Below are 23039 nucleotides of genomic sequence, written 5' to 3'. Positions count from 1 at the left end.
GCGTGGTCGCCGTCAAGGGCGTACATGCTGCCGCGAATGTGCGGCGTTATCGGCTTTGTTTTCGGTGTGGCATGAGTATCCGAGCCCGCTGCCGCAAGCGTCTATTCATGATTGCGGAACGAGGGCTTCGGTGCGCGAGAAGGCGCCGGCGATCGGGGGACGCTAAGATAGCCTTCGAGCAAATACAGAAGACAGACTGACCATGAGCAATCTCGTTCCCGAAGGCTTTACCCCCTGGCAGCCCGGCAGCCCCTATATGACCCACCTCAACGGACTGGGCGCGATCTACATCCGCCAGTCGGACGGAGCGTTCGGCGTACGCGTGACGCAGGAACACGGCAACAAGGTGGGCATCGCGCATGGCGGCTTCCTGGCCACGATCGCGGACTGTGTGCTGGGACATGCCATCGTGACGCGCGGCAACGTGTCGGTCGTCACGGTGCAACTGGGTGTGGAGTACCTGAATGCCGTGAAGGCAGGGGACTGGCTGGAGGCGCGCGTCCACATCGACAAACCAGGCAAGCGTCTGGTCCACGCCACCTGCCTGCTGGACGTGGCGGGTCGCACGGTACTGAAAGCCAATGGCGTGTTCGCCGTCATCGGACCTGCCGCGCCTGCCAGCGAGGCATTCGACGGCTGACGCCACGCAGGGCGTCAGCCGCCGCGCATCGAGCTTCAGGCCGGCAGCAGCACACCCACTTCCGGCAGGTCGGCCAGCTTCCAGGCCCAGGCGATCAGCGCCCGCATCTCCGCCTCGGTAGCCGCCCCGGCGTAGGTGCCCAGGCGGATCGCCTTGTCCTCGATCTCCGGGCGCGACAGCGTGTTGCCCGGATCGCCCTTGGGCTCGTCGACCCGGCCGTGCAACTCGCGCCCGTCGCGGGTGAACACGGTGACCTTGCCGATCCAGCGTGCGGGATACGCCTGATCGACCTCGGGATCGAGTTGCATGCTGACCTTGCCCCGGAAGGCCGCGACGTCCTGGTCCTTCAAGCCCTGGTCGAACTCGGTCAGGCCGGCGTAGCCGCGCAGCGCGATCAGCGCCAGCACGGAACCCATGGAGAACTTCGACTGATGCACGGTGCGCGGGTCCACCACGGGCCCCAGCACATCGATGGCGCCCTGGTGCACGTGCGTCACCACGCGATCGATATCGGCGGCGGCAAGGCGGTGCTCGCGCACCACCTGCAGCAGCGCATCAGCGGCCGGATGCGTATGCCGGCAGGACGCATGGTATTTGAACGACGTCTCGGCCAGGGCCCAGCGCGACCCCAGGCGATCGGTCAGTTTGGCGGGGTCGGCATCGGAAGACATGCCTGCCGCCAGGCCCTGCGGCCCTTCCAGGATGTGGCGGGCACCGGTAAAGCCGTCCTGCGCCAGATACGCCGCCGTGATGCCGTCGGCGGCCGCCTTCGCGGTGTGCAATTGCTTGGAGTCGGCGGCGTCGCGCAGGAATTCCCACAAGCCGGCGGATTGCGTGCCGGCCGAGCCGAAGGCATGGAGCATCCGTTCGGGATCGAGCTTGAGCAGACGACCCACGGCGGCCGCGGCGGCGATGGTGCCGGCAGTCCCGGTGGTGTGGAAAATCTTGTAGTGGGACCGGCCCAGGAATTCGCCGATGCGGATGCCGACCTCGTAGCCCGCCACGGCGGCCGTCAGCATGTCGCGGCCGGACGCGCCCAGCGACTGGCCCACGGCCAGCACGGGCGGGAAGATCACCGCGGCGGGATGGAACACCGAGCCGTTGTGGACGTCGTCCTGTTCAACCATGTGGGCGGCCGCCGCATTGACCATGGCCGCGAACAGCGGCGAGGTCTTGCGGCGCGACACCAATACTTCAGCAGGGCCGTCGGCGGGCCCCATGACTCGGGCGAACTTGTCGACCGACTGTACCGGCCGGGCGCGCGCGCCCGCCAGGATAGAGCCCAAGGTATCGAGCAGCAGGTCTTCGCAGCGGCGCAAGACGGGCGCGGGGATGTCTTCGTAGCGCAAGACGCTGGCGAAGGTGGCGAGCTGGGCGCTGGGATGGAATGTCGTCGTCATGATCAGAAGGACCGGGGAAGACCCAGTACGTGTTCGGCCACGTAGGACAGGATCAGGTTGGTCGAAATGGGCGCGACTTGATAAAGGCGCGTCTCGCGGAATTTGCGTTCTACGTCGTATTCGTGGGCGAAACCGAAGCCGCCGTGGAATTGCAGGCAGGCGTTGGCGGCTTCCCACGATGCATCGGCGGCCAGCAACTTGGCCATATTGGCCTGCGTGCCGCAGGGCAGGCCGGCGTCGAAGCGGCGCGCGGCCTCGTAGCGCATCAAGCTGGCGGCCTCCACATTGATGAAGGAGCGCGCGATGGGGAACTGTACGCCCTGGTTCTGCCCGATGGGCCGGCCGAACACCACGCGTTCCTTCACATAGGCCGACACCTTGTCGACGAACCAGTAGCCGTCGCCGATGCACTCGGCGGCGATCAGGGTGCGCTCGGCGTTCAGGCCGTCGAGGATGTACTTGAACCCTTTGCCTTCCTCGCCGATCAGGTTTTCGGCGGGAATCTCCAGGTTGTCGAAGAACAGCTCATTGGTCTCGTGATTGACCATGTTCGGGATGGGGCGCACCTCCATGCCGTGGCCGATGGCCTGGTGCAGGTCCACCAGGAAGATCGACATCCCTTCGGACTTGCGCTGCACCTGCTCGATGGGCGTGGTGCGCGCCAGCAGAATCATCAGGTCGGAATGCTGGACGCGCGATATCCATACCTTCTGCCCGTTGACCACATAACGGTCGCCTTTCTTGACGGCGGTGGTCTTGAGCTTGGTGGTGTCGGTGCCGGTGGTGGGCTCGGTGACGGCCATGGACTGCAAGCGCAGCTCGCCGCTGGCGATGCGCGGCAGATAGCGTTGTTTCTGCGCTTCGGACCCGTGGCGCAGCAGGGTGCCCATGTTGTACATCTGGCCGTGGCAGGCGCCGGAGTTGCCGCCGGCGCGGTTGATCTCCTCCATGATGACGGAGGCTTCGGTCAGTCCCAGGCCGGAACCGCCGTACTCCTGCGGGATCAGCGCGGCCAGCCAGCCGGCTTTGGTAAGCGCGTCGACGAAGGCTTCGGGATAGCCCTGGGCCGCGTCGATCTTGCGGAAATATTCGGCCGGGAATTGCGCGCAGAGGTCGCGCACCGCTTCACGGATGTCTTGGAAATCGTTGGAGGCGTCGGACATGGGGGCTTGGTAGTGGAAGGTGATGGTTCTGTTTTACACGGACACGTCTTTGGCGGAAAGCGCCTGGCCTTGCTGTTGCGCCTGCGTTTGGCTTTGTGTCCGGCCCAGGATCTCGCGCAGCACTTCGTCGGTATGCTGGCCCAGCATAGGCGGCGCGCGGCGGTATTGCACGGGCGATCCGGAAAAGCGCAGCGGGCTGGCGGTCACCGGCGCGGTGCCCCCCAGAGGATGGGGAATCTCCCGGCGCAATTCGCGCGCCTGCGTCTGCGGGTGGCTGAAGGCCTGGGCGATGTCGTTGATCGGGCCGCAGGGCACGCCAACGGCTTCCAGCTTGGCGATCCAGTCGTCGCGCCGGCCTGATTTCATGATGTCGGTGAGCAAGGGGATGAGCACATCTCGGTGGGTCACGCGGCCACTGTTGGTCGTGAAGCGGGTGTCCTCGGCCAGGGCGTGCGCCCCGATGGCCTTGCAGTAGGCGCGGTACTGGGAGTCGTTGCCGGTCGCCACGATCATGTGGCCGTCGCTGGTGGCGAAGACCTGGTAAGGCACCACGTTCTGGTGCGCGTTACCCGCGCGCCGGGGCGCCTTGCCCGACGTGAAGTAGTTGGAGTTCTGATTGGACAGCAGGGCGACGTGGCAATCGAGCAGGGCGATGTCCAGATGCTGGCCCAGTCCGCTGCGATGGCGTTCCTGCAACGCGGCCAGCACCGCGACCGACGCGTACATGCCGGTGACGATGTCGGTGACCGCCACGCCGGCCTTCTGCGGGCCGCCGCCGGGCAGGTCGTCGCGTTCGCCAGTGATGCTCATCAGGCCACCCATGCCCTGGATCATGAAGTCGTAGCCGGGGCGTTCGGCGAAGGGGCCGGTCTGGCCGAAGCCGGTCACCGAGCAGTAGATCAGCTTGGGATTGATGGCGCGCAGGCTTTCGTAGTCGAGGCCGTATTTTTTCAGGCCGCCGACCTTGAAGTTTTCGACCAGGATATCGCTCTTGGTGGCCAGCTCGCGGATCAGGTCGGCGCCCTCCGGCGTGGCGTAGTCGACGGTGATCGAGCGCTTGTTGCGATTGCAGGAAAGGTAGTAGGCGGCCTCGGACGTGTCCTTGCCGTCCGCGTCCTTCATATAGGGCGGGCCCCAGCCGCGCGTGTCGTCGCCGGCGCCCGGGCGTTCGACCTTGATGACGTCGGCGCCCAGGTCGGCCAGGTTTTGGGTACACCAGGGGCCGGCCAGGATGCGGCTGAGGTCCAGTACACGAATGCCGTCCAAAGGAGGCGGGCGGTGGTCGCTTGCCGGCGTGCGCCTGCTGTTGCCTGCCTGGCTGCTTTCGTTATTGCTCATGGGTGGGTTCATCTTTTCTTTACCTGTGCCACGCCGCAATTCAAGGTCACGACGTTGCGTTCGACGCTGCGGGCCGTATAGCGGATCTGGTCGCCTTCCTGCCACATGTCGAAGGCCAGCGTCTCGCCCGGATACACAGGCGCGGAGAAACGCACGTCCAGCTGGGTCAGGCGGCTGGCATCGCCGTCGGCCCAGGCCTCCACGATGGCGCGGGCGGCCATGCCGTAAGTGCACAGGCCGTGCAGGATGGGACGCTCGAAGCCGGCTTTGCGGGCCACTTCGGGATCGGCGTGCAGGGGATTCATGTCGGCGCTAAGACGGTAGATCAGCGCGGCGCGGGGGGATACGTGCAGGGAGAGCTGGCGGTCGGGAGCGCGGTCCGGCACGGCGGGCAGGGCGGGGGGCGGGGTGTCGCTCTTGCCGGCCTTATCGCCTTCCTTGCCTTTGCTGAAGCCGCCGTCGCCGCGGCAGAACGTCGTCTGCGCGAGGGTGGCCAGGTGCTTGCCGGCTTCGTCATGCAGCGTGCGCTCGGCGATCACCAGCGCGCCTTTGTCCGCGCCTTTGTCGATGACGTGGGTGATGCGGCTCCTGGCCAGCACCGTTCCTTCAGCGGGCACGGGCGCGTGCAGGGTCAGGCGTTGCTCGCCATGCACCAGGCGCACCCAGTCGATGCCGGCGCGCGGGTCGCGCATCCAGAAGCCGGGGTAGCCCAGCACCACGCTCATGGTGGGGAAGGCGTGCAGGTCGCCTTCGTAGACGTAGCGCAGCTGCTGTGCCGCCAGCGGGTCTTCGCCCAGGCCTATGCCGAGGGCATAGAGCATGGTGTCCTTCTGGGTGTAGGTGTGGCGGAGGTCGTCGAACTGCCAGTGCTTGATGGTGTCGTAGCTCAAGGGCATGGCGGCGGCCTCAGATCGGATCCCAGTCGATGACGTCGGGCGAGCGCTCCAGGGCATAGAAGTGCTTGCGCATGGCGGGGATGGCGATCTCGCCGATCAGTTCCGGGGTCCAGCCTTCGGAGTAGTGCACCGTGCGCAGGGGGCGAGGTTGCGAGAACAGCATGATTTCATTGGCGCGCACGGAGAAGATCTGCGCGGTGATGCCGGCTTCGGCGGCGGCGTCGCTGACCAGGTAGATGGCAAGAGGGGCGATCTTGCCGGCTTCCATTTTCTTGAGCTTTTCGACGCGGGCTTTTTCCTCGGGGGTGTCGGCCGGGATGGAGCTGGTCATGGCGGTCCATGCGAACGGGGCGATGCAGTTGGAGCGCACGTTGTAGCGGGACATGTCCAGGGCGATGGACTTGGACAGGCCGACGATGCCCATCTTGGCGGCGGAATAGTTGGCCTGGCCGAAGTTGCCGATCAGGCCGGAGGTCGAGGTCATGTGGACGAAGGCGCCGGATTCCTGCTCGCGGAAATAGGGGGCGGCGGCGCGGCTCATGAAAAAGGTGCCATTCAGATGGACGTCCTGGACCTGGCGCCATTCTTCTTCGTTCATCTTGTGGAAGACGCGGTCGCGCAGATTGCCGGCGTTGTTGACCACGGCGTCGATGCGGCCGAAGACGTCGACGGCGGTCTTGATGTTGTTGTTGGCGCCTTCGTAGGAGCTGACGCTGTCGGTGCAGGCCACGGCCTGGCCCCCGGCATCGAGGATTTCCTTGACGACGGCGGCAGCGGGGCCGCCCGTACCGTCACGTTTGAGGTCCAGGTCGTTGACCACGACCTTGGCGCCTGCCTTGGCCATGGCCAGGGCGATCCCGCGGCCCACGCCGCCCCCGGCGCCGGTGACGACGACGACCTTGCCGGAAACCATATTGCTCATTTGTCTCTCCACTAATGATGATTTTTTTAGTTAAGGGTTCTGAGGGGGCAGGCCCCCTCAACCCCCGGTTGGGATATGAGGGGCCAGCCCCCTCAACCATCACCCCTCGGGGCCGAGGGATCGGCGTAGCCGAGTCCCAATCTCTCCCAACATGGTAGATTCCTGGGCACAACAACAGAATTCAATATTCAAGACACCCCCCTTTTGCGTGGCGGAACGGTGCGAGCATGAGACATGATCTGACAGACCTGCGGCTATTCGTGAACGTGGGAGACACCCTCAGCCTGACCCGGGCGGCGGAGCGAACGTTCCTGTCCCTGCCGGCGGCCAGTGCGCGCGTCAAGCATATGGAGGAGGCGTTCAAGACCCGCCTGCTCGTGCGCCAGGCCACCGGCGTCGCCCTGACCGCGGCCGGCGAAGTGCTGCTCAAGCACGCCCGCCTGGTGTTGGGCCAGCTGGAATGCCTGACCGCCGACCTGCAACCGTATTCCCACGGCATCAAGGGCCGGCTGCGCTTGCTGGCCAATACCACTTCGACCAATTCCTTCCTGGCGGACGCCTTGTCCAGCTTCCTGGCCGAATACCCCGACGTCGACATCGAACTGCAGGAGAAAATCTCCGGCGACATCGCCATGGCGATCCGCAGCGGCGCGGGCGACCTGGGTCTGGTGGCCGGCACGGTCGACGTCGAAGGGCTGGACGTCATGCCCCTGTTCCGCGACGAGCTGGTCGTGGTGGTGTCGGTCAAGAACCCCCTGGCCGAAAAAACCTCCGTGCGCTTCGTCGACCTGCTGGACACCTACCAGTTCGTCGGCATCCATCCGGACAGCGCCATCCAGATCTTCCTGGAAGACATCGCCTCGGGCCTGGGCAAGAACATCATGCAGCGCGTGCACGTGAACAGCTTCGAAGCCGTCTGCCGCATGGTGGCGGCCGGCGTGGGCGTGGCCGTGGTGCCGCGTGGCTGCATGCGGCACCATGACCAACCGAATGCCCTGCACACGCTCAAGCTGGAAGACCCCTGGGCCCAGCGGGAGCGCCTGCTATGCCGCCAGCGCGGCCGCGACCTGCCGCGTTTCGCGGAACAGTTCATCGAACACCTGGTCCGGGCGGCGCGCGAAACATAAGCGCGTAAGCGTTCCCGCTGAACCCGGGGTTAGGCAAAAAAGAAGCGGTATCTCCAGCTGTCCGGCCAATAATGCCGGGGTGCTGCATGACGGCCATGTCATGACGCACCGCAGAAAAACAATATCCGGAGACCAAATCATGCAGAATCCGCAACGCCGCCGCGTCATCGCGGGGCTGGGCGCGTCCTTGGCGACGGCCTGGCTGCCCACCTTGTCGCACGCCGCCAGCGCCTGGCCCAACCGCGCCGTCAGCTTCGTCGTCCCGTTCCCGCCGGGCGGACCCGTCGATACCACCGCCCGCTTCGTCACGCGACCATTGGGGCAGTTGTGGTCCCAACCCACCATCGTTGACAACCGCGCCGGCGCGGGCGGCATCGTGGGCGCGCAGACGGCAGCCAAGCAGGACCCCGACGGCTACCATTTCTTCTTTGCGTCCATCCACCATTCGGTACTGCCCAGCCTGCGTGCGAACCTGCGCTATGACATCCAGAAGGATTTCGATCCGGTCGGCATGGCAGCGGTATTTCCCATCGTATTGGTGGTCAATCCCAAGCTGCCGGTGAAAACGGTGGCCGAACTGATCGCGTATGACAAGGCCCATCCGGGCGAGCTGTCCTTCGCATCGTCCGGCACGGGCGGCGGCACGCACCTGGCCGGGGAGCTGTTCAACAGCATGACCGGCACGAAGATGAAGCACATCCCTTATCGCGGCAGCGCGCCAGCCATCCAGGATGTGCTGGCGGGGCAAGTGCAGGTGATGTTCGCCGACGGGCCGTCAGCGGTGCCGCATATGAAAAGCGGCGCGGTGCGAGGGCTGGGCGTGGGCAACCTGAAGCGTTCGGCCATGTTTCCCGACGTGCCCACCATCGCCGAAGCCGGCGTGGCGGGCTACGAAGCGTATTCGTGGAGCGGCCTGCTGGCGCCCAAGGGCACGCCGCCCGAAGTGATCAAGCGCGTCAATGCCGACCTGGTCAAGGTGCTGACGGACGCCGACACGGCCAAGAGCATGCTGGCCGCGGGCGCGGAACCCATGCCGGGCACGCCGGATGAATTTCGCGCGTTCCTGGCGTCGGAGCTGGCCAAATGGCACGAGGTCATCACCAAGGCCCACATCGTGGTGGAAGAGGGCAGCTAAACCCGCTGATCCAGCTGAGCCAACAAATCAGGCCAAAAAATCAAGCGAAAAAATTAAGCGAAAACCCGGCGAGCGGTTTCATACTCGCTCGCCAGCTGCTCCACCAGCACCGCGGTGGGCAGCACTTCCTGCGCCGCGCCCACGCCCTGGCCGGCGCCCCACACGTCCTTCCAGGCCTTGGGCCGCGTGCTCTTGTCCAGGTTGACGGCCGCGGCCGGCTGGGCCACGAGGTTGGCAGGGTCGAGGCCGGCGGCGCGGATGCTGGGGGCCAGGTAGTTGCCCGGCACGCCTGTGAAGAAGGGTGTATAGATCACGTCATCCAAAGTGGCTTCGACGATCATGTCGCGGTAACGGTCGGGCGCCAGTGATTCTTCGGTGGCAATAAAGCGGGTGCCCATGTACGCGAACTCGCAGCCCAGCACCTGGGCCGCCAGAATGTCCTTGCCATGGCTGATGCAGCCCGACAGCACCAGGGGACCATCGTAGAAGGCGCGTATCTCATTGATCAAGGCGATGGGGTTGGCGCGTCCGGCATGGCCGCCGGCGCCCGCGGCCACCAGGATCAGGCCGTCGACGCCGGCGTCCAGCGCACGCCGCGCGTGGCGTACGGTGGTCACATCGTGCAGCACCAGGCCGCCGTAATCATGGACGACCGGCACCACGGCATCGGGTGCGTGCAGCGACGTGATGATCAGCGGCACTTTGTGCGCGGCACAGATCTCCAGGTCGCCGCGCCAACGCGGATTGGAGTCATGCACGATCAGGTTGACGCCATACGGCGCGACCAGCCGCCCAGGCTGGGCCCGCCGTGCGTCGGCCAGGCCTTGCTCGATGCGGGTCAGCCATTCCGTCAGCTGTTCCTGCGGCCGCGCGTTGAGGGACGGGAACGTGCCGACCACGCCCGCGGCGCACTGCGCGATGACCAGGTCGGGGCCGGAGACGAGAAACATGGGCGCGGCGATCACCGGCAGACGGGTCTCTTTGCGCAGGCGTTGCAGGGCGTTCATGCAGGACTCCAATTTCGAATGATTCAAGCTCGGGTCAGTTGACCGAGATATTAGCCTTCTCGACCACGTCACCCCACAATGTGTACTCACGGGCGATGCGTTGCTGCAGCACTTTGGCATCGCCATTATTGAGGGTGTAGCCGCCGTCGGCCATGGCTTTGCGAAAGCCGGGATCGGCTTCCACGTCGTTCAGCGCCTTGACCAGACGGGCGTTGATGTCGGCCGGCAGCTTGGGCGGGGCGATCAGCGAATACCAGCCCACGACTTCATAGTCCTTCAGGCCGGATTCGATCATGGTGGGCACGTCGGGCAGCTCGGGGTTGCGTTCTTTGGATGTGACGGCCAGGGCCTTGGCCTTGCCGCTCTTGATGAAGGGAATCGCGGTGCTGGTGATGTCGAACATGAACGTGATCTTGCTGCTGATCACGTCGACCATGGCCGGGGCGTTGCCGCGGTAGGGGATGTGCATCATGGGCGCGCCGGACTGCTGCTTGAGCAATTCCGCCGACAGGTGATTGGACGCGCCGTTGCCCGCCGACCCGAAGGTGACCGCCTTGGGGTTGGCCTTGGCGTACGCGATCAGTTCGCCCACGGTGTTCACGGGCGCCTGGGGACCCAGCAGCAGGACGTTGGTGTAGTCGACGATAAGGCCGATAGGCGTGAAGTCCTTGCGCGGGTCGAACAGGTTGCTGTGCTGCACGTGGGGCGACATGGTCAAGGGCGGGCTTGCCGCGAAGCTCAGGATGTAGCCGTCCGGGGCGGCCTTGGCCGTGGCGTCCAGGGCGATCATGCCGCTGGCGCCGGAGCGGTTCTCCACCACCACGGACTGCCCCAGCTTGTCGGTGAGGTACTTGGCGAAGACGCGCGCGGTGGTGTCCACCGGGCCGCCCGGCGCATAGCCCACCAGCAGGCGGATGGGGTGGTCGGGATAGGTCGAGGCGGCCTGGGCGGGCGCCATCTGGGTCCAGGCGATGGCGGCGCAGGCCGCGGCGAACAGGGTATTGAGCTTCATGGGCTTCTTGTCTCCGTTTTATTTTTGCGCAACGCAACGCGGCGTCCCGGTGCCGGGACGCCGTACAACGCGCCGTGGAAGGGCGCTTACAACGTTTCAGCGGTACCCAGGATTGCCGTCGACTGGCTGGACAGCGTGCCGCCGTTGCCATGCACCAGGGCAAGCTGGGCGCCTTGCACCTGCCGCTCCCCGGTGTCGCCGCGCAATTGCCGCACGGCTTCGATGGTGATGAATATGCCGTACATGCCGGGATGGATGCAGCACAGGCCACCGCCGTTGGTATTCACCGGCAGTGCGCCCCCCGGCGCGATCCTGCCATCCGCGACGAACGCGCCACCTTCGCCCTTTTTGCAGAACCCGAGGTCTTCCAGGAAAAGAATGGGATTGATGGTGAAGGCATCGTAGAGTTCCAGCACGTCGATGTCGGACGGCTTCGCGCCCGCCATCTCGAAGGCACGCCGGCCGGACTCCTGCGCGGCGGTGACGGTGACGTCATGCATGGACGAGATCTGCCGGTTCCATACCGCCGTGGCATTGCCCAGAACGTAGACCGGTTTGTTGGGCATATCCTTGGCGCGGTCCGCGCGCACCAGCACGTAGGCACCGGCGCCGTCGTTCACCAGGCAGCAGTCGCGCACGGTAAGCGGGTCCGACACCATGGGCGACGCCAGAATCTCGTCCAAAGTAATGGGATTGCGTCGTTGTGCTTCAGGATTGAGCTGGGCCCACTTGCTGGCGGCCAACGCCACCTCGGCCAATTGTTCGCGCGTGGTACCGTACTGGTGCATATGCCGCGCGGCCGCCAAGGCATAGGAACTGAGCGGGCTCAGCGGGTCGTAGGGCGTCTCGTAAGGCTGCGGGTCGAAGTTCTTGCGCACCCGGCCGATTTCCGCGCGCGACAACGTGGACGTGCGTTGCGTACTGCCATAGCAGACCAGTACCGCATTGCATTGGCCGGTGGACAGGGCGTGGATGGCGGGCAGCAGGTGAGCGACGAAGCTGGACCCGCCCAGCATGGTCGAGTCGATAAAAGTGGGACGGATGCCCAGATGCTCGATGACGGGCATGGACCACATGGTGGCCGCGACACTCGCCGTGCAGATGCCGTCTATGTCCTGCATGGTAAGACCGGCGTCGCTGACGGCGCGATGCGCTGCCTGCACCAGGATTTCCATTTCGGTATAGCCGGGCGCCTGGCCCAGGCCTGCATGCCCCACGCCCACGATGGCGGCGGCGCCGCGCAAGTCTTGCAGATTCATGCCTTGCCCTCCCGGGGGACGAATATCAGCAGGCCATCGTTCTCGCGGACCAGTACCTTGGCTTGCACGGGCATGCCGATATGCACGTCGGCGGGCGCGATCCCGTCGACGCGGCTCATCAGGCGCGCACCTTCTTCCAGGTCGACCAGGGCAACGTTGTAGTCGCCCCCGGCGTCGGGCTTGCGGCGCACCACGGTGGTCGAGTAGACCGTGCCGCGGCCGCTGGGCGTTTGCCAGGCCAGTTTGTCGCTGCCACAGTGCGGGCAGATCATGCGGGGAAAGAACACGGCACGCGCGCAGGCGTCGCAGCGCTGGATGAGGAACTGGCCTTGGGCGAGCGCCTGCTTGTAGTGCAGGTCGGCGCCGGTTTGTGGGCCGGGGCTGGGCTGGGTCATGGGTCTCCACCGATGTAGGTCATGCGCTGCTCCGTGGCGGGCAGCCTGCGGCAGTGTCCAACGGGCGCCCTTGGATTGACCATTTTTCATTGCTGAAGAAGGGCTTCGGTTCAGCGCAAGCGGGGCGCTTCGCTTGAACGAAAGCGGGGCTTTCGCAGAGGCAGATTGTTCAGCAGGCGGCGCATCGGTAATCTAGGCCGACGAAATCAGCCCTGAAAAACCAGACCAGGCACGGAGTAGACAAACGATGCAATTGACGTGGACGCCTGAAGAGCGCCGCTTCCGCGAGGAAGTCCGCGCATTCGTGGCCGCGAACCTGCCCGCCGACATACGCGACAAGGTCATGCGCCACCAGCGCCTGCACCGCGACGATTTTGTCCGCTGGCATTGCGCGCTGGCCGATCATGGCTGGGGGGCGCCTACCTGGCCCAAGGCCTTCGGCGGCACCGGCTGGAATCCGATCCAGCGCCTGGTGTTCGAAACGGAGTGCTATTCCGCCGGCGCGCCGCGGCTGCTGCCATTCGGCCTGTCGATGATAGGCCCGGTCATCATGAAATACGGCAGCCAGAAACAGCAGCAGGAATTGCTGCCGCGCATGCTGCGGGTGGATGACTGGTGGTGCCAGGGGTACTCGGAGCCGGGCGCGGGGTCGGACCTGGCTTCGCTGAAGACGCGCGCCGAGCGGGTGTCGGGGGGCGATTCAGGCGACTACTACCTGGTCAACGGCCAGAAGACCTGGACCACGCTCGCCCAATACGCCGATCATATGTTCTGTCTGGCGCGCACCGATCCAGACGTCAAGCCGCAGGCGGGCATTTCCATGCTGCTGATCGACATGCGCCAGCCCGGTGTGACGGTGCGGCCCATCAAGACCCTGGACGGCGGCCACGACGTCAACGAAGTGTGGCTGGACAATGTGAAAGTGCCGGTGGCGGACATCGTGGGTGAGGAGGGCAAAGGCTGGACCTATGCCAAGTATCTGCTGGGCCACGAGCGTACCGGCATCGCCGGCCTGGGGCACTGCCACCGCGAGTTGCGCATCCTGAAGGAGCTGGCCGCGCGGACGCACGCATCCTCCGGACGGCCGTTGCTCGATGACGGCCGTACGCGGGATCGCATCTCGCGGGTCGAAGCCGCCATCATGGCCCTGGAAATGCTGCTGTATCGCGTGGCCGCCGCGCGCGGCGATGCGCCGCCCGGGCCCGAGGCGTCCGTGTTGAAGATACGTGGCTCCGAGATCCAGCAGGATCTGGCCATGCTGCAGATGGAGATCGCGGGGCCCGATGCCTGGCCATACGACCCGGACTGGATGGAGGCTGACGCCGACTTCCACGGCCCGGGCGGCGCGATGACGGCCGCCGCGGGCGCGGGCTATGCCGACATGCGCAAGACGTCCATCTACGGTGGCTCGACGGAAGTGCAGAAGGGCATCATCGCCCGCATGATCCTGGGCGTGTGACCTGCCCCTCTCCACGGAATAGAACATGGATTTCGAATACAGCACGGAACAGCGCATGTTGGCGGACAGCCTGGCGCGGCTGGTGGCGGATAACTGGACCTTGGCGCAGCGCCGGGCGCGCCAGGGCGGGCTGGATGCCTCCGCCTGGAATGCGCTGGCGGAACTGGGCGTCCTTGGCCTGACGATAGACACGGAGCACGGCGGTTTCGGCGAGACGCCGGCCAGCCTCCTGCCGGTTCATCTGGAGCTGGGGCGTGGCCTGGTCGACGAACCCGTCATCGCCAGCGGGGTGATGAGCGCGACGGCCATCCAGGCCGGCGGCAATGCCGACGCGGCGCGGCAGTGGTTGCCGGCCATCGCGTCCGGCGAGGCCGTGGTCACCATTGCGTACCAGGAGCCCGGGCGGCGCTATGCCGTCGATCCGGAGGGGTGTCGCTTGTCTGCCGATGCCACCCCTGCCACGGACGCTGGCTGGGTGCTGGACGGCGTCAAGCATCTGGTCTGGCACGGTGGCGCGGCTCATGCGTGGATCGTGTCGGCGCGGGACGCGGGGGACGGTGAGCCGGTCCTGCTGATCGTGCCCGCCGACGCGCGGGGTGTCACGGTGGCCGAGACCAATACTCTGGATCGCTCACGTTGCGCGCGCCTCGATTTCAAGCAGGTGCGCATCGCGCCGTCGCAGGTGCTGGCGCGCGGCGACGCCGCGCTGGCGGCGCTGACGCTGTCGTTGGAGTGGGGCGTGGCAGCACTTTGCGCGCATGCGGCCGGCGCCATTTCCCGCCTGCTGGACATCACGGTCGACTATCTGAAGGCGCGCAAGCAGTTCGGCCAGCCTTTGGCGGCCTTCCAGGCGCTGCAACACAGCATGGCCGAGATGGTGGTCGCCAGGGAAATGGCGCTGTCCATGGCGTATGTCGCGGCGGCCGCCTTGGGCGAAACGGATGCGTCGCAGCGCCGTCGCATGATCGCCGCCGCCAAGCTCGAAGTCGCGCAGGCAGGGCGGCTGGTCAGCCAGAAGGCCGTGCAATTGCATGGCGGCATGGGCATGACGGATGAGCTGGAGGTGGGCGATTTCTTCAAGCGCCTGACTGTTGTCGATCTGATGTTCGGCGATACTGCCGAACAGTTGGCCATCATGGAAGAAACCGCGGGAATCGCACAATGACGACGCACTACGAACAAATTGTTTTCTCCCTGGTTGACGGCGTGGCACGGATCACGCTGAACCGGCCGGAGCGGCTCAACAGCTTCACTGATGTGATGCGCGGAGAGATCACGCGCGCGCTCGACGAGGCGCACGACACGCCGGGCTTGCGCGGGGTGGTGATCACCGGCGCTGGCCGCGGCTTTTGCGCGGGACAGGATCTGGCGGATCGCAAGCCCCTGCCGGCGGGCCAGCGGCGCGATCTGTCCGAAGGTCTGATGACCGGCTACAGGCCGCTGCTGGAGCGGCTGCGTTCCATGCCGGTGCCGGTGGTGTGCGTGGTCAACGGCGTCGCGGCCGGCGCTGGAATGAGTTTCGTCCTGGCCTGCGATGTGGTCTTCGCGGTGGAGTCCGCCAAGTTCGTGCCGGCGTTCAACAAGATCGGCCTGGTGCCGGACATGGGCGGCAGCTGGTTTCTGCCGCGCCTTGTGGGCGAGGGCCGTGCCATGGGCATGGCCTTGTTCGGCGAGACCCTGACGGCGCGCCAGGCAGCGGACTGCGGGCTGATATGGCGCTGTGTGCCGGACGCGGACCTGGACAAGACCCTGGACGAGGTGTCGGCGACCCTGGCCCAGGCACCCACCAAGGCCTTGGTCGCCACCAGGCAGGCGCTGCGCGCTTCCGCGGACAATACTTTGATGCAGCAGTTCGACCTGGAAGCCGAGTTGCAGCGCGCCATGGGTTATACCGAAGATTATCTGGAAGGCATGACGGCATTTGCTGAGAAGCGGCCGCCGCGGTTTATGGGAGAGTGAACCGCTGCCGCGCTTCGTGGGAAAGTGAGCCGCTGCCGCACTTCATGGGACGATGATCCCAAGTCTGCGGGACCGTGATTCCTGCGGGCCATGCTAAAAAATACGCAGACGACATGATCGTAGAGGGAGACAAATAATGAGCAATCCCGATCCCACCGCCTGGATAGGCCGTGGCGAGACCGTGGCCGATGGCCTGGATGCGACGTTGGTGGGCCGGGTGGCCGCCACGTTCGGCGGCCCCGTGCCAGGGGCGGGCGATCCGCTGCCACCCTTGTGGCAATGGGCCTTCTTCATCCAGACTGCGCCCATGGACGGGCTAGGCGAGGATGGCCATCCCGCGCGGGGCGGCTTCCTGCCGCCGGCCGCCGACCGTAATCGCATGTGGGCCGGCGGGAGGGTGGATTTCCGCGTGCCGCTACGGGTGGGGATACCGGCCGAGCGCCGTTCCACCATCACCGACGTCAAGGAGAAGACCGGACGCACCGGTTCGCTGTTGTTCGTGACCGTGCGCCACGAATACTGGCAGGAGGGCGCCCTGGCCATCTCCGAGGAACAGGACATCGTCTATCGGCAACCTTCGCCGCCCAAGCTCGAAGGCACGGAGCCAGCGCCGCAAGCGGCCTGGCGTCGCACGATAGACCCCAACCCCGTGCTGTTGTTCCGCTATTCGGCGGTCACCTTCAATGGCCATCGCATTCACTACGATCATCCCTATGTGACGGACAAGGAAGGCTATCCGGGGCTGGTGGTGCACGGTCCGATGATCGCCACGCTGATGGTGGCGGCGTTTCAGCAAGCCAATCCGGGCAAGCGGCTTGAACATCTGTCCTATCGCGGCCTGCGTCCTTTGATCGCGCCGGCTACCTTCGACGTCGCCGGGCGTGTGACCGCGCCCGGGCAGGCTGATCTTTGGGCCGAGCAGGGCGGGACGCTGGCTCACCAAGCGCAACTGAGGTTCCTCGCATGAATGCTGCATCCACTGCCGCCGCGCCGCGTCCGCTCGACGGGATCACCGTCGTCAGTTTCGAACATGCCATCGCCGCGCCTTTCTGCACTCGCCAACTGGCGGACATGGGGGCGCGGGTCATCAAGATCGAACGCCCGGGCGCGGGGGATTTCGCGCGCAACTACGACGAACGGGTGCGGGGTCTGGCGTCCCATTTCGTGTGGACCAATCGGTCAAAGGAGAGCCTGACCCTGGATCTGAAGCATCCGGCGGCGCAGGACGTGCTCAAGCGCCTGTTGGCCGAGGCCGACGTGCTGGTGCAGAACCTGGCCCCCGGCGCGGCGGCGCGTCAGGGGCTGTCTTTTGATGCGCTGCATGCCGCGCATCCGGGGCTCATCGTCTGCGATATTTCCGGCTATGGCGAAGGGGGGCCTTATCAGGACAAGAAAGCCTATGACCTGTTGATCCAGAGCGAGGGCGGTTTCGTGTCCGTCACGGGTTCGGCTGACGCGCCCGCCAAGGCAGGCTGCTCCATCTCGGATATCGCCGCGGGCATGTACGCCTACTCCGGCATCCTGAATGCGCTGCTGTTGCGGCAGAAGACGGGGAAGGGCAGCCGGGTCGATGTGTCCATGCTGGAGAGCATGGTCGAGTGGATGGGCTATCCCATGTATTACGCCTTCGAGGGGGCCGCGCCGCCTGCTCGGGCAGGGGCCGCGCATTCCACCATTTATCCCTACGGGCCGTTCCCGGTGGGCGATGGCGGCACCATCATGCTGGGTTTGCAGAATCAGCGAGAATGGCAGGTATTTTGCGAGCGGGTGTTGGCGCAGCCGGCGCTGGCTACCGATGACAGGTTCTCGTCCAATTCTTTGCGGGCGGCCAATCGCGATGCCTTGCGCGCGCTGATTGTCGATGCCTTCGCGAAGATGACCCTCGCCGAGGTGGCCGACAAGCTGGAAACGGCGGGCATCGCCAATGCCAGCGTCAACGATATGGCTGCCGTGTGGGCGCATCCGCAGTTGCGGGCGCGGGATCGCTGGCGGGAAGTGGGCAGTCCGCAAGGGGCTTTGCCGGCGCTGTTGCCACCGGGGTCGAGCAATGCTTTCGAGCCGCGCATGGATGCGGTGCCTGGGGTGGGCGAGCATACCGATACGGTTTTGGCGTCGCTGGGTTATGGGGCGGCCGAGGTGGGGCGATTGCATGCGGAAGGGGCGGTGTGATGACGCAGGCGACGGCAAAAGATGGCGACCAGGATGACATCGCGCAGGGGCTCGCCACGGTACGTTCGGCGTTGTTCGTGCCGGCCTCCCGGGCCGACCGCATCCCCAAGGCCCTGGCCAGCGGCGCGGATGTCGTGATCGTCGATCTGGAGGACGCCGTCGAGCCGGCGGCCAAGCCTGCCGCGCGGCAGGCAGTGGTCGATTTTCTGGCTGACCCCGCCCATTCCGATGTGCGCATCTGGGTGCGTGTGAATGACGCGACAACGCCGTGGCACGAAGATGACCTGGCCGCTTTGCGTGATTCGTCTGACGGCGGTGGGCGTGGCAGGCGTGGCGTGGCGGGGATCATGTTGCCCAAGGCCGAGACCGCCGCGCAGGTGGCGCATGCCGGGCGTGGCATTCCGGTGGTCCCCATCATCGAAACCGCGCGCGGCCTGCTCAATCTCGCCGAAATCGCCGCGGCGTCGGATGTGGCGCGGCTGGTTTTCGGCAGCCTGGACTATGGTGTGGACTTGGGTCTGACGCCCGATACGGAAGGGGCTGCCGTGTTGCTCGACCAGGCGCGCGGCCTGATCCTGCTGCACAGCCGCGCGGCGGATTTGCCCGCGCCGCTGGATGGCGTGCATGCCGACATCAGCGATAGCGACGGTTTGCGCGCCATGGCCAGCCGTGCCGGTGCGATGGGTTTCGCCGGCATGCTGTGCATCCACCCGTCGCAGGTGGAAGTCGTCCACGCCGCGTTGAGACCGGCGGAAGCAGACATCGCGTGGGCCCAACGCGTCCTGTCCGCCGCCCAACAGAATGGCGCCGGCGCCTTCCGCTTCGAAGGAAAAATGGTCGACGCCCCGGTCATCGCCCGTGCACGGCAGGTCTTGAGCCGGGCGGATTAACTGAAAGCCGAGGCGTCCACCCATTCGAGGGTGGTGAGGACGTTCTCCGCTTGGGACGGCGCTCCCAGAATTTCCGTCAATGCCGATTTTGCAGCGGCACGATATCGTGGAGTGATGAAGCAGTCCTCATCGAGGAAATCATCACCCGCGTCATCCGTTATTTTCCCCAAGGTGCCCAGAACGGCGGCGCATTCCCGGATATTGGAAAAGAGCTCTGTAGGGGTCCAGTGGCCCGTGCCATGCTGCGCCCACAGGATGGCGCCGGTCGGCCGGTAGTAAATAAACGGATCGCCTTCCTGCTGCGCGATGACCAGCCAGTCATCGGACCAATCGCTTATGGTTTCGCCGGTAACGCCGTTCCAGCGGAATCCGGCCTGCGATTCCCACAGGCGGCTGAGCGCGGGCAGGAAAAACGCATTCCCATAATTGGAAATCGTGATGTCGTCGGGCCCCACGTCCGCGTAGAACCGTTGCAGGTCTTCCGGCAGCACAAACGGCCCTTGCCAGTCGGCAATGTCCTGCGAACGAAGGGTTCCGCTTGCGGCAAGGATCTTCTTCAGTGCTTCGGCTTTGATCATCGCTTATGGGGGAAATATTGGGGTATCGAGTGGGGTTGATTTCCGAGACACCGTCTCGGAAATCAGAAGTATACGAACTACCCCGTCGGCACTCCCCCTACGCCGCCGGACGGAAGTTCTGGAAATCCCAGTGCCGGCCAGGGGCGGCTTCGATCAGTTGGCGGGTGTAGGCGTCGCGGGGCTGGCTCAGAACTTCGTGGGCAGACGCGGCTTCGACGATCTTGCCGGACTTCATGACCACGATGGTGTTGCAGATCTGCGCCGCCACCCGTAAATCATGCGTGATGAACAATACCGCCGTGCCGGTCTGCTCTCGGATCGACTCGATCAGGTCCAGGACCTGCGCCTGCACCGACACGTCCAAGGCCGACACGGCTTCGTCGGCAATCAGGATGTCGGGCGACAAGGCCAAGGCCCGCGCGATGCAGATGCGCTGGCGCTGCCCGCCGGAAAACTGATGCGGATACCGCGCCATGGCGTCGGCGTTCAAGCCCACTATCTCCAATAGTTCGATGGCCCGCTGGCACGCCTCCTGCCGGCCCTTGCCGAAGTTGCGCAGTCCCTCAATGATGGAATCGCCCACCCGCATGCGGGCATTCAAGGACCGGTACGGATCCTGGAACACCACCTGGATGCGCTGGCGCAGCGGACGAAACTCCCGCCGCGAGGCCGTGGCGATCTCCTGTTCCCCGATGCGCACGCTGCCCGCGCTGGGATCGATCAAGCGCGCAATGCAGCGCGCCACGGTGGACTTGCCCGAACCGGACTCCCCGACGATGCCTAGAATCTCTTTCTTGTGCAGGGTAAAGCTGACGTCATTGACGGCATTCACGGTGCGGCGCGCCTTGAACAGGCTGCGCTCGGTATAGGTCTTGTGCAGGCTCCGCACCGTCAGCAGTGGCGCGCCATCGGGCTCGGCGCGGGCGGCGGGGGCCAGGCTGGGCACCGACGCGACCAGCATGCGCGTATAGGCCTCGCGCGGCGCGGAAAGGATCTGCTCGCGCGTGCCCACTTCGACGATGCGGCCGCGATTCATCACGGCGATGCGATCCGCGATATCCGCCACCACGCCGAAATCGTGAGTGATGAACAGCACGGCGGTGTCGTGGCTCTTCTGCAGGTCGCGGATCAGGGTCAGGATCTGCTTCTGCGTGGTGACGTCCAGCGCCGTGGTCGGCTCGTCGGCGATCAGCAGCCGGGGATTGAGGATCAGCGCCATGCAGATCACGATCCGCTGGCGCTGGCCGCCCGACAATTGATGCGGGTAGGACGCATAGATCCGCTCGATATCGGGCAGGCGCACCGACTCCAGCATGTCCAGGATTTTCTTCTTGCGCTCCGCCGCATTCAGCTTGCTATGCGCGCGCAGCACTTCATCGATCTGCCAGCCCACGGTGCGCACGGGGTTGAGCGCCGTCATGGGTTCCTGGAACACCATGGACATGCGGGTGGCGCGCAGTTCGCGCAGCCGCTCGGGCGAGCAGGCCAGCACATCCTCGCCATCGAGCAGGATGCGGCCAGCGCAAGGACGTAGCGCATCGGGCGCCAGCAGCCCCATCACCGCAAAGGACGTGACGGACTTGCCGGACCCGGACTCGCCCACCACGCACAGGGTCTCCCCCGCGTGGATGTCGAAGCTGATGTCCTGGACGACGTGGCGCGGCTCGACACCAGCCGGGCTGGCGGTCGCCTTGTCGTCCGACCCGTCGACCAGGCGCACGGCCAGGCCCTGGATCTGCAGGACGGGCGTGCCGGGGGCGGAAGGCATGGAGGTGGATGTCATAGGCGTGCTATCTGGAATAAGGAAGAGGAGGGCGGCAGCGTCACACCCGTTTCGCCATCTTTGGATCGAGCGCATCGCGCATCGCATCGCCCATCAGGTTGACCGACAGCACGGTCAGGGCCAGGAAAGCACCCGGCAGCAGGATCAATTCGGGCTTGAGCTGGAAGTACATCCGCCCCTCGGCAATGATGTTGCCCCAGGACGGAATCTCCGGCGGCATGCCGACACCCAGGAAGCTCATGACGGCTTCGGACAGAATGGCCGACGCGAAGATGAACGTGCCCTGCACGATCAGGGGCGCGACGGTATTCGGCACCAGATGGCGCAGCATCAGCATCGGCGTGGGCGTGCCCAGCGAGATCGCGGCTTCAACATAAGGTTCCTCGCGCAGGGTGAGTATCAGTCCACGCACCAGGCGCACCACGCGCGGGAACTCCGGCACGGCGATGGCGATCAGCACCGTGGTCAGGCTGGCGCCCGTCACTGCGACGAAGGCGATGGCCAGCAGGATGCTGGGAATCGACATGATGCCGTCGAGGATGCGCATGATCACCATGTCGGCGGCACGGAAGTAGCCGGCGATGACGCCCAGCAGCAGGCCGGGTATGAGCGCGGCCACGGTGGTGCCGGCGCCGATGATCAGGGAATTGCGCGCCCCGTAGATGACGCGGGACAGCACGTCGCGGCCATAGGCGTCGGTGCCGAACCAATGCGCGGCGCTGAAGCTCTTGAGCCGTTCCATGGGATTGATCGCCAGCGGGTCGGCCAGCCCCAGCAGATTGGCGGCCAGCGCGGCCAGGATGATGATGGCCAGGACGGTGCAAGCGGCCAGCACCGGCCCCGAGCCGAAGTTGGCGCGCAAGGCCGAGCGGGGCCGGGCAGGGGCGGCGGCCGCGGCGGTAGTCGCGGTCGGCGCCGAAGCGGAGCGGGATAAGTTCATGCGGTTTCCCTATGCAAGCGGATTCAATAGCGGATGCGGGGATCGAACACCGAATACAGCACGTCGATGGTCAGGTTGACGACGATGTAGACCATCGAGAAGAGCAGGATCAGGCCCTGGATCAAGGGGTAGTCACGCGCCTGGACGGACTCCACGACCAAGCGCCCCAAGCCTGGCAGGTTGAACACCGACTCCGTGACCACCACGCCGCTGATCAGCAAGGCGATGCTGATGCCGATGATGGTAATGATCGGCACCGCCGCGTTGCGCAGGGCGTGCGCCAGCAACACCGCGCGCTCGGTAATCCCCTTGGCGCGGGCCGTGCGGATGTAGTCCTCGCCCATCACTTCCAGGATGCTGCTGCGGGCAATACGCGCGATCAGGGCGATGAAGCCGGTGCTGAGCGCCACCGTGGGCAGCACCAGATGCTGCGTGAACAGGCCCAGACCGTCCTGCATGGTCTTGTAGCCCTGCACCGGCAGCCAGCCCAGCTTCATGGCAAAAAGCAGGATCAAGGCGTAGCCGGTGACGAAGATGGGCACGGAGAATCCCAGCACGGAGAACGCCATGATGGAGCGATCCACGCGGCTGCCGCGGCGCCATGCCGCGAAAGCGCCCAGGGGCACGGCAATCAGCGTGGATACCACGATGGTGCACAGCGCCAGCGCCAGCGAAGGCGCCAGCCGGTCACGGATCATGGACGTGACCGGCGTACCGGAATGCAGCGACACACCCAGGTCGCCCCGCAGCACCTGGCCGGCCCACAACGCGAATTGCGTGGTGATGGGCCGGTCCAGCCCCATGTGGGCGCGGATCTCCTGCAGTTGCTCGGGCGTGGCCGAGTCGCCGGCCAGGATCAGGGCCGGGTCACCCGGCGTCAGCCGCAGTAACCCGAACACCAGCACCGCCACGGTCAGCACCACCGGGATGGTGGCTAGGATGCGCCTGAGTATGTAGCTCAACATGC

The 23039-nt window shown here is 65.6% G+C and carries 22 protein-coding genes; 9 read left to right on the top strand and 13 right to left on the bottom strand.

Annotated elements, in window-relative coordinates:
• The first annotated feature begins 202 nt into the window (after positions 1-202).
• The gene (locus tag ASB57_RS11145; RefSeq protein ID WP_057652294.1) at positions 203-640 is read left to right on the top strand and encodes a PaaI family thioesterase; all 438 of its coding nucleotides are present in this window, start codon (positions 203-205) and stop codon (positions 638-640) included.
• A 35-nt stretch (positions 641-675) separates the two neighbouring features.
• Here the strand turns inward: ASB57_RS11145 and ASB57_RS11140 are convergent, their stop codons facing one another.
• Genes ASB57_RS11140 through ASB57_RS11120 form a run of 5 tightly spaced genes read right to left on the bottom strand, consistent with a single transcriptional unit; the run spans position 676 to position 6359 of the window.
• Positions 676-2040 carry an MmgE/PrpD family protein gene (locus ASB57_RS11140; protein ID WP_057652293.1) on the bottom strand — a complete coding sequence of 455 codons (1365 nt, stop codon included), beginning with the start codon at positions 2038-2040 and terminating at the stop codon, positions 676-678.
• Between the two features lie 2 nt (positions 2041-2042).
• Positions 2043-3203 (bottom strand): acyl-CoA dehydrogenase family protein, encoded by a 1161-nt coding sequence (locus tag ASB57_RS11135; RefSeq protein WP_057652292.1) that lies wholly within the window; start codon positions 3201-3203, stop codon positions 2043-2045.
• A gap of 33 nt (positions 3204-3236) precedes the next feature.
• Entirely contained in the window at positions 3237-4541 is a 1305-nt protein-coding gene (locus tag ASB57_RS11130) for a CaiB/BaiF CoA-transferase family protein (RefSeq protein ID WP_057652291.1), read from the bottom strand.
• A gap of 8 nt (positions 4542-4549) precedes the next feature.
• Positions 4550-5437 (bottom strand): MaoC/PaaZ C-terminal domain-containing protein, encoded by an 888-nt coding sequence (locus tag ASB57_RS11125; RefSeq protein WP_057652290.1) that lies wholly within the window; start codon positions 5435-5437, stop codon positions 4550-4552.
• 10 nt (positions 5438-5447) lie between these two features.
• On the bottom strand, positions 5448-6359 hold the full coding sequence (locus tag ASB57_RS11120) for an SDR family NAD(P)-dependent oxidoreductase (RefSeq protein WP_057652289.1): 912 nt from the start codon (positions 6357-6359) through the stop codon (positions 5448-5450).
• 227 nt (positions 6360-6586) lie between these two features.
• On the opposite strand from ASB57_RS11120, the gene ASB57_RS11115 reads away from it, so the two are divergent.
• Together ASB57_RS11115 and ASB57_RS11110 are read left to right on the top strand one after the other, a co-directional pair.
• Positions 6587-7486 carry a LysR substrate-binding domain-containing protein gene (locus ASB57_RS11115; protein ID WP_057652288.1) on the top strand — a complete coding sequence of 300 codons (900 nt, stop codon included), beginning with the start codon at positions 6587-6589 and terminating at the stop codon, positions 7484-7486.
• 139 nt (positions 7487-7625) lie between these two features.
• On the top strand, positions 7626-8621 hold the full coding sequence (locus ASB57_RS11110) for a tripartite tricarboxylate transporter substrate binding protein (RefSeq protein ID WP_057652287.1): 996 nt from the start codon (positions 7626-7628) through the stop codon (positions 8619-8621).
• A 53-nt stretch (positions 8622-8674) separates the two neighbouring features.
• Here ASB57_RS11110 and ASB57_RS11105 read toward each other — a convergent pair whose 3' ends face one another.
• From ASB57_RS11105 to ASB57_RS11090, 4 genes are all read right to left on the bottom strand, one after another.
• A complete protein-coding gene (locus tag ASB57_RS11105; protein WP_057652286.1) occupies positions 8675-9628 on the bottom strand; it encodes a nitronate monooxygenase family protein in 954 nt (317 codons plus the stop codon).
• Between the two features lie 34 nt (positions 9629-9662).
• Complete coding sequence (locus tag ASB57_RS11100) at positions 9663-10640, bottom strand: tripartite tricarboxylate transporter substrate binding protein (protein WP_057652285.1); 978 nt, start codon at positions 10638-10640, stop codon at positions 9663-9665.
• 86 nt (positions 10641-10726) lie between these two features.
• Complete coding sequence (locus tag ASB57_RS11095) at positions 10727-11899, bottom strand: thiolase (RefSeq protein WP_057652284.1); 1173 nt, start codon at positions 11897-11899, stop codon at positions 10727-10729.
• Positions 11896-12294, bottom strand: coding sequence for a Zn-ribbon domain-containing OB-fold protein (locus ASB57_RS11090; protein ID WP_057652283.1), 399 nt, complete (start codon positions 12292-12294; stop codon positions 11896-11898). The genes ASB57_RS11095 and ASB57_RS11090 overlap by 4 nt, the downstream gene beginning before the upstream one ends.
• Positions 12295-12541: 247 nt before the next feature.
• On the opposite strand from ASB57_RS11090, the gene ASB57_RS11085 reads away from it, so the two are divergent.
• The 6 genes from ASB57_RS11085 (at position 12542) to ASB57_RS11060 (ending at position 18771) form a co-directional block, all read left to right on the top strand.
• Complete coding sequence (locus ASB57_RS11085; RefSeq protein WP_057652282.1) at positions 12542-13753, top strand: acyl-CoA dehydrogenase family protein; 1212 nt, start codon at positions 12542-12544, stop codon at positions 13751-13753.
• A 25-nt stretch (positions 13754-13778) separates the two neighbouring features.
• The gene (locus tag ASB57_RS11080; protein ID WP_057652281.1) at positions 13779-14918 is read left to right on the top strand and encodes an acyl-CoA dehydrogenase family protein; all 1140 of its coding nucleotides are present in this window, start codon (positions 13779-13781) and stop codon (positions 14916-14918) included.
• Entirely contained in the window at positions 14915-15712 is a 798-nt protein-coding gene (locus ASB57_RS11075) for an enoyl-CoA hydratase-related protein (RefSeq protein WP_057652280.1), read from the top strand. The genes ASB57_RS11080 and ASB57_RS11075 overlap by 4 nt, the downstream gene beginning before the upstream one ends.
• A 136-nt stretch (positions 15713-15848) precedes the next feature.
• On the top strand, positions 15849-16679 hold the full coding sequence (locus tag ASB57_RS11070) for a MaoC family dehydratase N-terminal domain-containing protein (protein WP_057652279.1): 831 nt from the start codon (positions 15849-15851) through the stop codon (positions 16677-16679).
• Positions 16676-17881, top strand: a complete 1206-nt coding sequence (locus ASB57_RS11065) for a CaiB/BaiF CoA-transferase family protein (protein ID WP_057652278.1) — start codon at positions 16676-16678, stop codon at positions 17879-17881. Before ASB57_RS11070 ends, ASB57_RS11065 begins: the two co-directional genes overlap by 4 nt.
• Positions 17881-18771 carry a CoA ester lyase gene (locus ASB57_RS11060; RefSeq protein ID WP_057652277.1) on the top strand — a complete coding sequence of 297 codons (891 nt, stop codon included), beginning with the start codon at positions 17881-17883 and terminating at the stop codon, positions 18769-18771. The genes ASB57_RS11065 and ASB57_RS11060 overlap by 1 nt, the downstream gene beginning before the upstream one ends.
• On the opposite strand, the gene ASB57_RS11055 is transcribed toward ASB57_RS11060, so the two are convergent.
• The 4 genes from ASB57_RS11055 to ASB57_RS11040 all read right to left on the bottom strand — a co-directional run bounded on the left by ASB57_RS11055 (position 18768) and on the right by ASB57_RS11040 (position 23037).
• Positions 18768-19349, bottom strand: a complete 582-nt coding sequence (locus ASB57_RS11055) for a hypothetical protein (protein WP_057652276.1) — start codon at positions 19347-19349, stop codon at positions 18768-18770. The genes ASB57_RS11060 and ASB57_RS11055 overlap by 4 nt on opposite strands.
• 97 nt (positions 19350-19446) lie before the next feature.
• Positions 19447-21132 carry an ABC transporter ATP-binding protein gene (locus ASB57_RS11050; RefSeq protein ID WP_057652275.1) on the bottom strand — a complete coding sequence of 562 codons (1686 nt, stop codon included), beginning with the start codon at positions 21130-21132 and terminating at the stop codon, positions 19447-19449.
• Positions 21133-21172: 40 nt separating this feature from the next.
• Positions 21173-22072 carry an ABC transporter permease gene (locus tag ASB57_RS11045; RefSeq protein ID WP_057652274.1) on the bottom strand — a complete coding sequence of 300 codons (900 nt, stop codon included), beginning with the start codon at positions 22070-22072 and terminating at the stop codon, positions 21173-21175.
• 23 nt (positions 22073-22095) lie between these two features.
• Positions 22096-23037, bottom strand: coding sequence for an ABC transporter permease (locus ASB57_RS11040; RefSeq protein ID WP_057652273.1), 942 nt, complete (start codon positions 23035-23037; stop codon positions 22096-22098).
• Between the last annotated feature and the right edge of the window lie 2 nt (positions 23038-23039).

This window comes from Bordetella sp. N (assembly GCF_001433395.1).
Lineage (GTDB): Bacteria > Pseudomonadota > Gammaproteobacteria > Burkholderiales > Burkholderiaceae_B > Bordetella_C.
This window is presented reverse-complemented; position numbering and strand designations above follow the sequence as displayed.

Bases quoted from the DNA above. Each gene is read 5' to 3' on its own strand.
- ASB57_RS11145 (WP_057652294.1), top strand. From the start codon at position 203: ATGAGCAATCTCGTTCCCGAAGGCTTTACCCCCTGGCAGCCCGGCAGC.
- ASB57_RS11140 (WP_057652293.1), bottom strand. From the start codon at position 2,040: ATGACGACGACATTCCATCCCAGCGCCCAGCTCGCCACCTTCGCCAGC.
- ASB57_RS11135 (WP_057652292.1), bottom strand. From the start codon at position 3,203: ATGTCCGACGCCTCCAACGATTTCCAAGACATCCGTGAAGCGGTGCGC.
- ASB57_RS11130 (WP_057652291.1), bottom strand. From the start codon at position 4,541: ATGAGCAATAACGAAAGCAGCCAGGCAGGCAACAGCAGGCGCACGCCG.
- ASB57_RS11125 (WP_057652290.1), bottom strand. From the start codon at position 5,437: ATGCCCTTGAGCTACGACACCATCAAGCACTGGCAGTTCGACGACCTC.
- ASB57_RS11120 (WP_057652289.1), bottom strand. From the start codon at position 6,359: ATGAGCAATATGGTTTCCGGCAAGGTCGTCGTCGTCACCGGCGCCGGG.
- ASB57_RS11115 (WP_057652288.1), top strand. From the start codon at position 6,587: ATGAGACATGATCTGACAGACCTGCGGCTATTCGTGAACGTGGGAGAC.
- ASB57_RS11110 (WP_057652287.1), top strand. From the start codon at position 7,626: ATGCAGAATCCGCAACGCCGCCGCGTCATCGCGGGGCTGGGCGCGTCC.
- ASB57_RS11105 (WP_057652286.1), bottom strand. From the start codon at position 9,628: ATGAACGCCCTGCAACGCCTGCGCAAAGAGACCCGTCTGCCGGTGATC.
- ASB57_RS11100 (WP_057652285.1), bottom strand. From the start codon at position 10,640: ATGAAGCTCAATACCCTGTTCGCCGCGGCCTGCGCCGCCATCGCCTGG.
- ASB57_RS11095 (WP_057652284.1), bottom strand. From the start codon at position 11,899: ATGAATCTGCAAGACTTGCGCGGCGCCGCCGCCATCGTGGGCGTGGGG.
- ASB57_RS11090 (WP_057652283.1), bottom strand. From the start codon at position 12,294: ATGACCCAGCCCAGCCCCGGCCCACAAACCGGCGCCGACCTGCACTAC.
- ASB57_RS11085 (WP_057652282.1), top strand. From the start codon at position 12,542: ATGCAATTGACGTGGACGCCTGAAGAGCGCCGCTTCCGCGAGGAAGTC.
- ASB57_RS11080 (WP_057652281.1), top strand. From the start codon at position 13,779: ATGGATTTCGAATACAGCACGGAACAGCGCATGTTGGCGGACAGCCTG.
- ASB57_RS11075 (WP_057652280.1), top strand. From the start codon at position 14,915: ATGACGACGCACTACGAACAAATTGTTTTCTCCCTGGTTGACGGCGTG.
- ASB57_RS11070 (WP_057652279.1), top strand. From the start codon at position 15,849: ATGAGCAATCCCGATCCCACCGCCTGGATAGGCCGTGGCGAGACCGTG.
- ASB57_RS11065 (WP_057652278.1), top strand. From the start codon at position 16,676: ATGAATGCTGCATCCACTGCCGCCGCGCCGCGTCCGCTCGACGGGATC.
- ASB57_RS11060 (WP_057652277.1), top strand. From the start codon at position 17,881: ATGACGCAGGCGACGGCAAAAGATGGCGACCAGGATGACATCGCGCAG.
- ASB57_RS11055 (WP_057652276.1), bottom strand. From the start codon at position 19,349: ATGATCAAAGCCGAAGCACTGAAGAAGATCCTTGCCGCAAGCGGAACC.
- ASB57_RS11050 (WP_057652275.1), bottom strand. From the start codon at position 21,132: ATGACATCCACCTCCATGCCTTCCGCCCCCGGCACGCCCGTCCTGCAG.
- ASB57_RS11045 (WP_057652274.1), bottom strand. From the start codon at position 22,072: ATGAACTTATCCCGCTCCGCTTCGGCGCCGACCGCGACTACCGCCGCG.
- ASB57_RS11040 (WP_057652273.1), bottom strand. From the start codon at position 23,037: ATGTTGAGCTACATACTCAGGCGCATCCTAGCCACCATCCCGGTGGTG.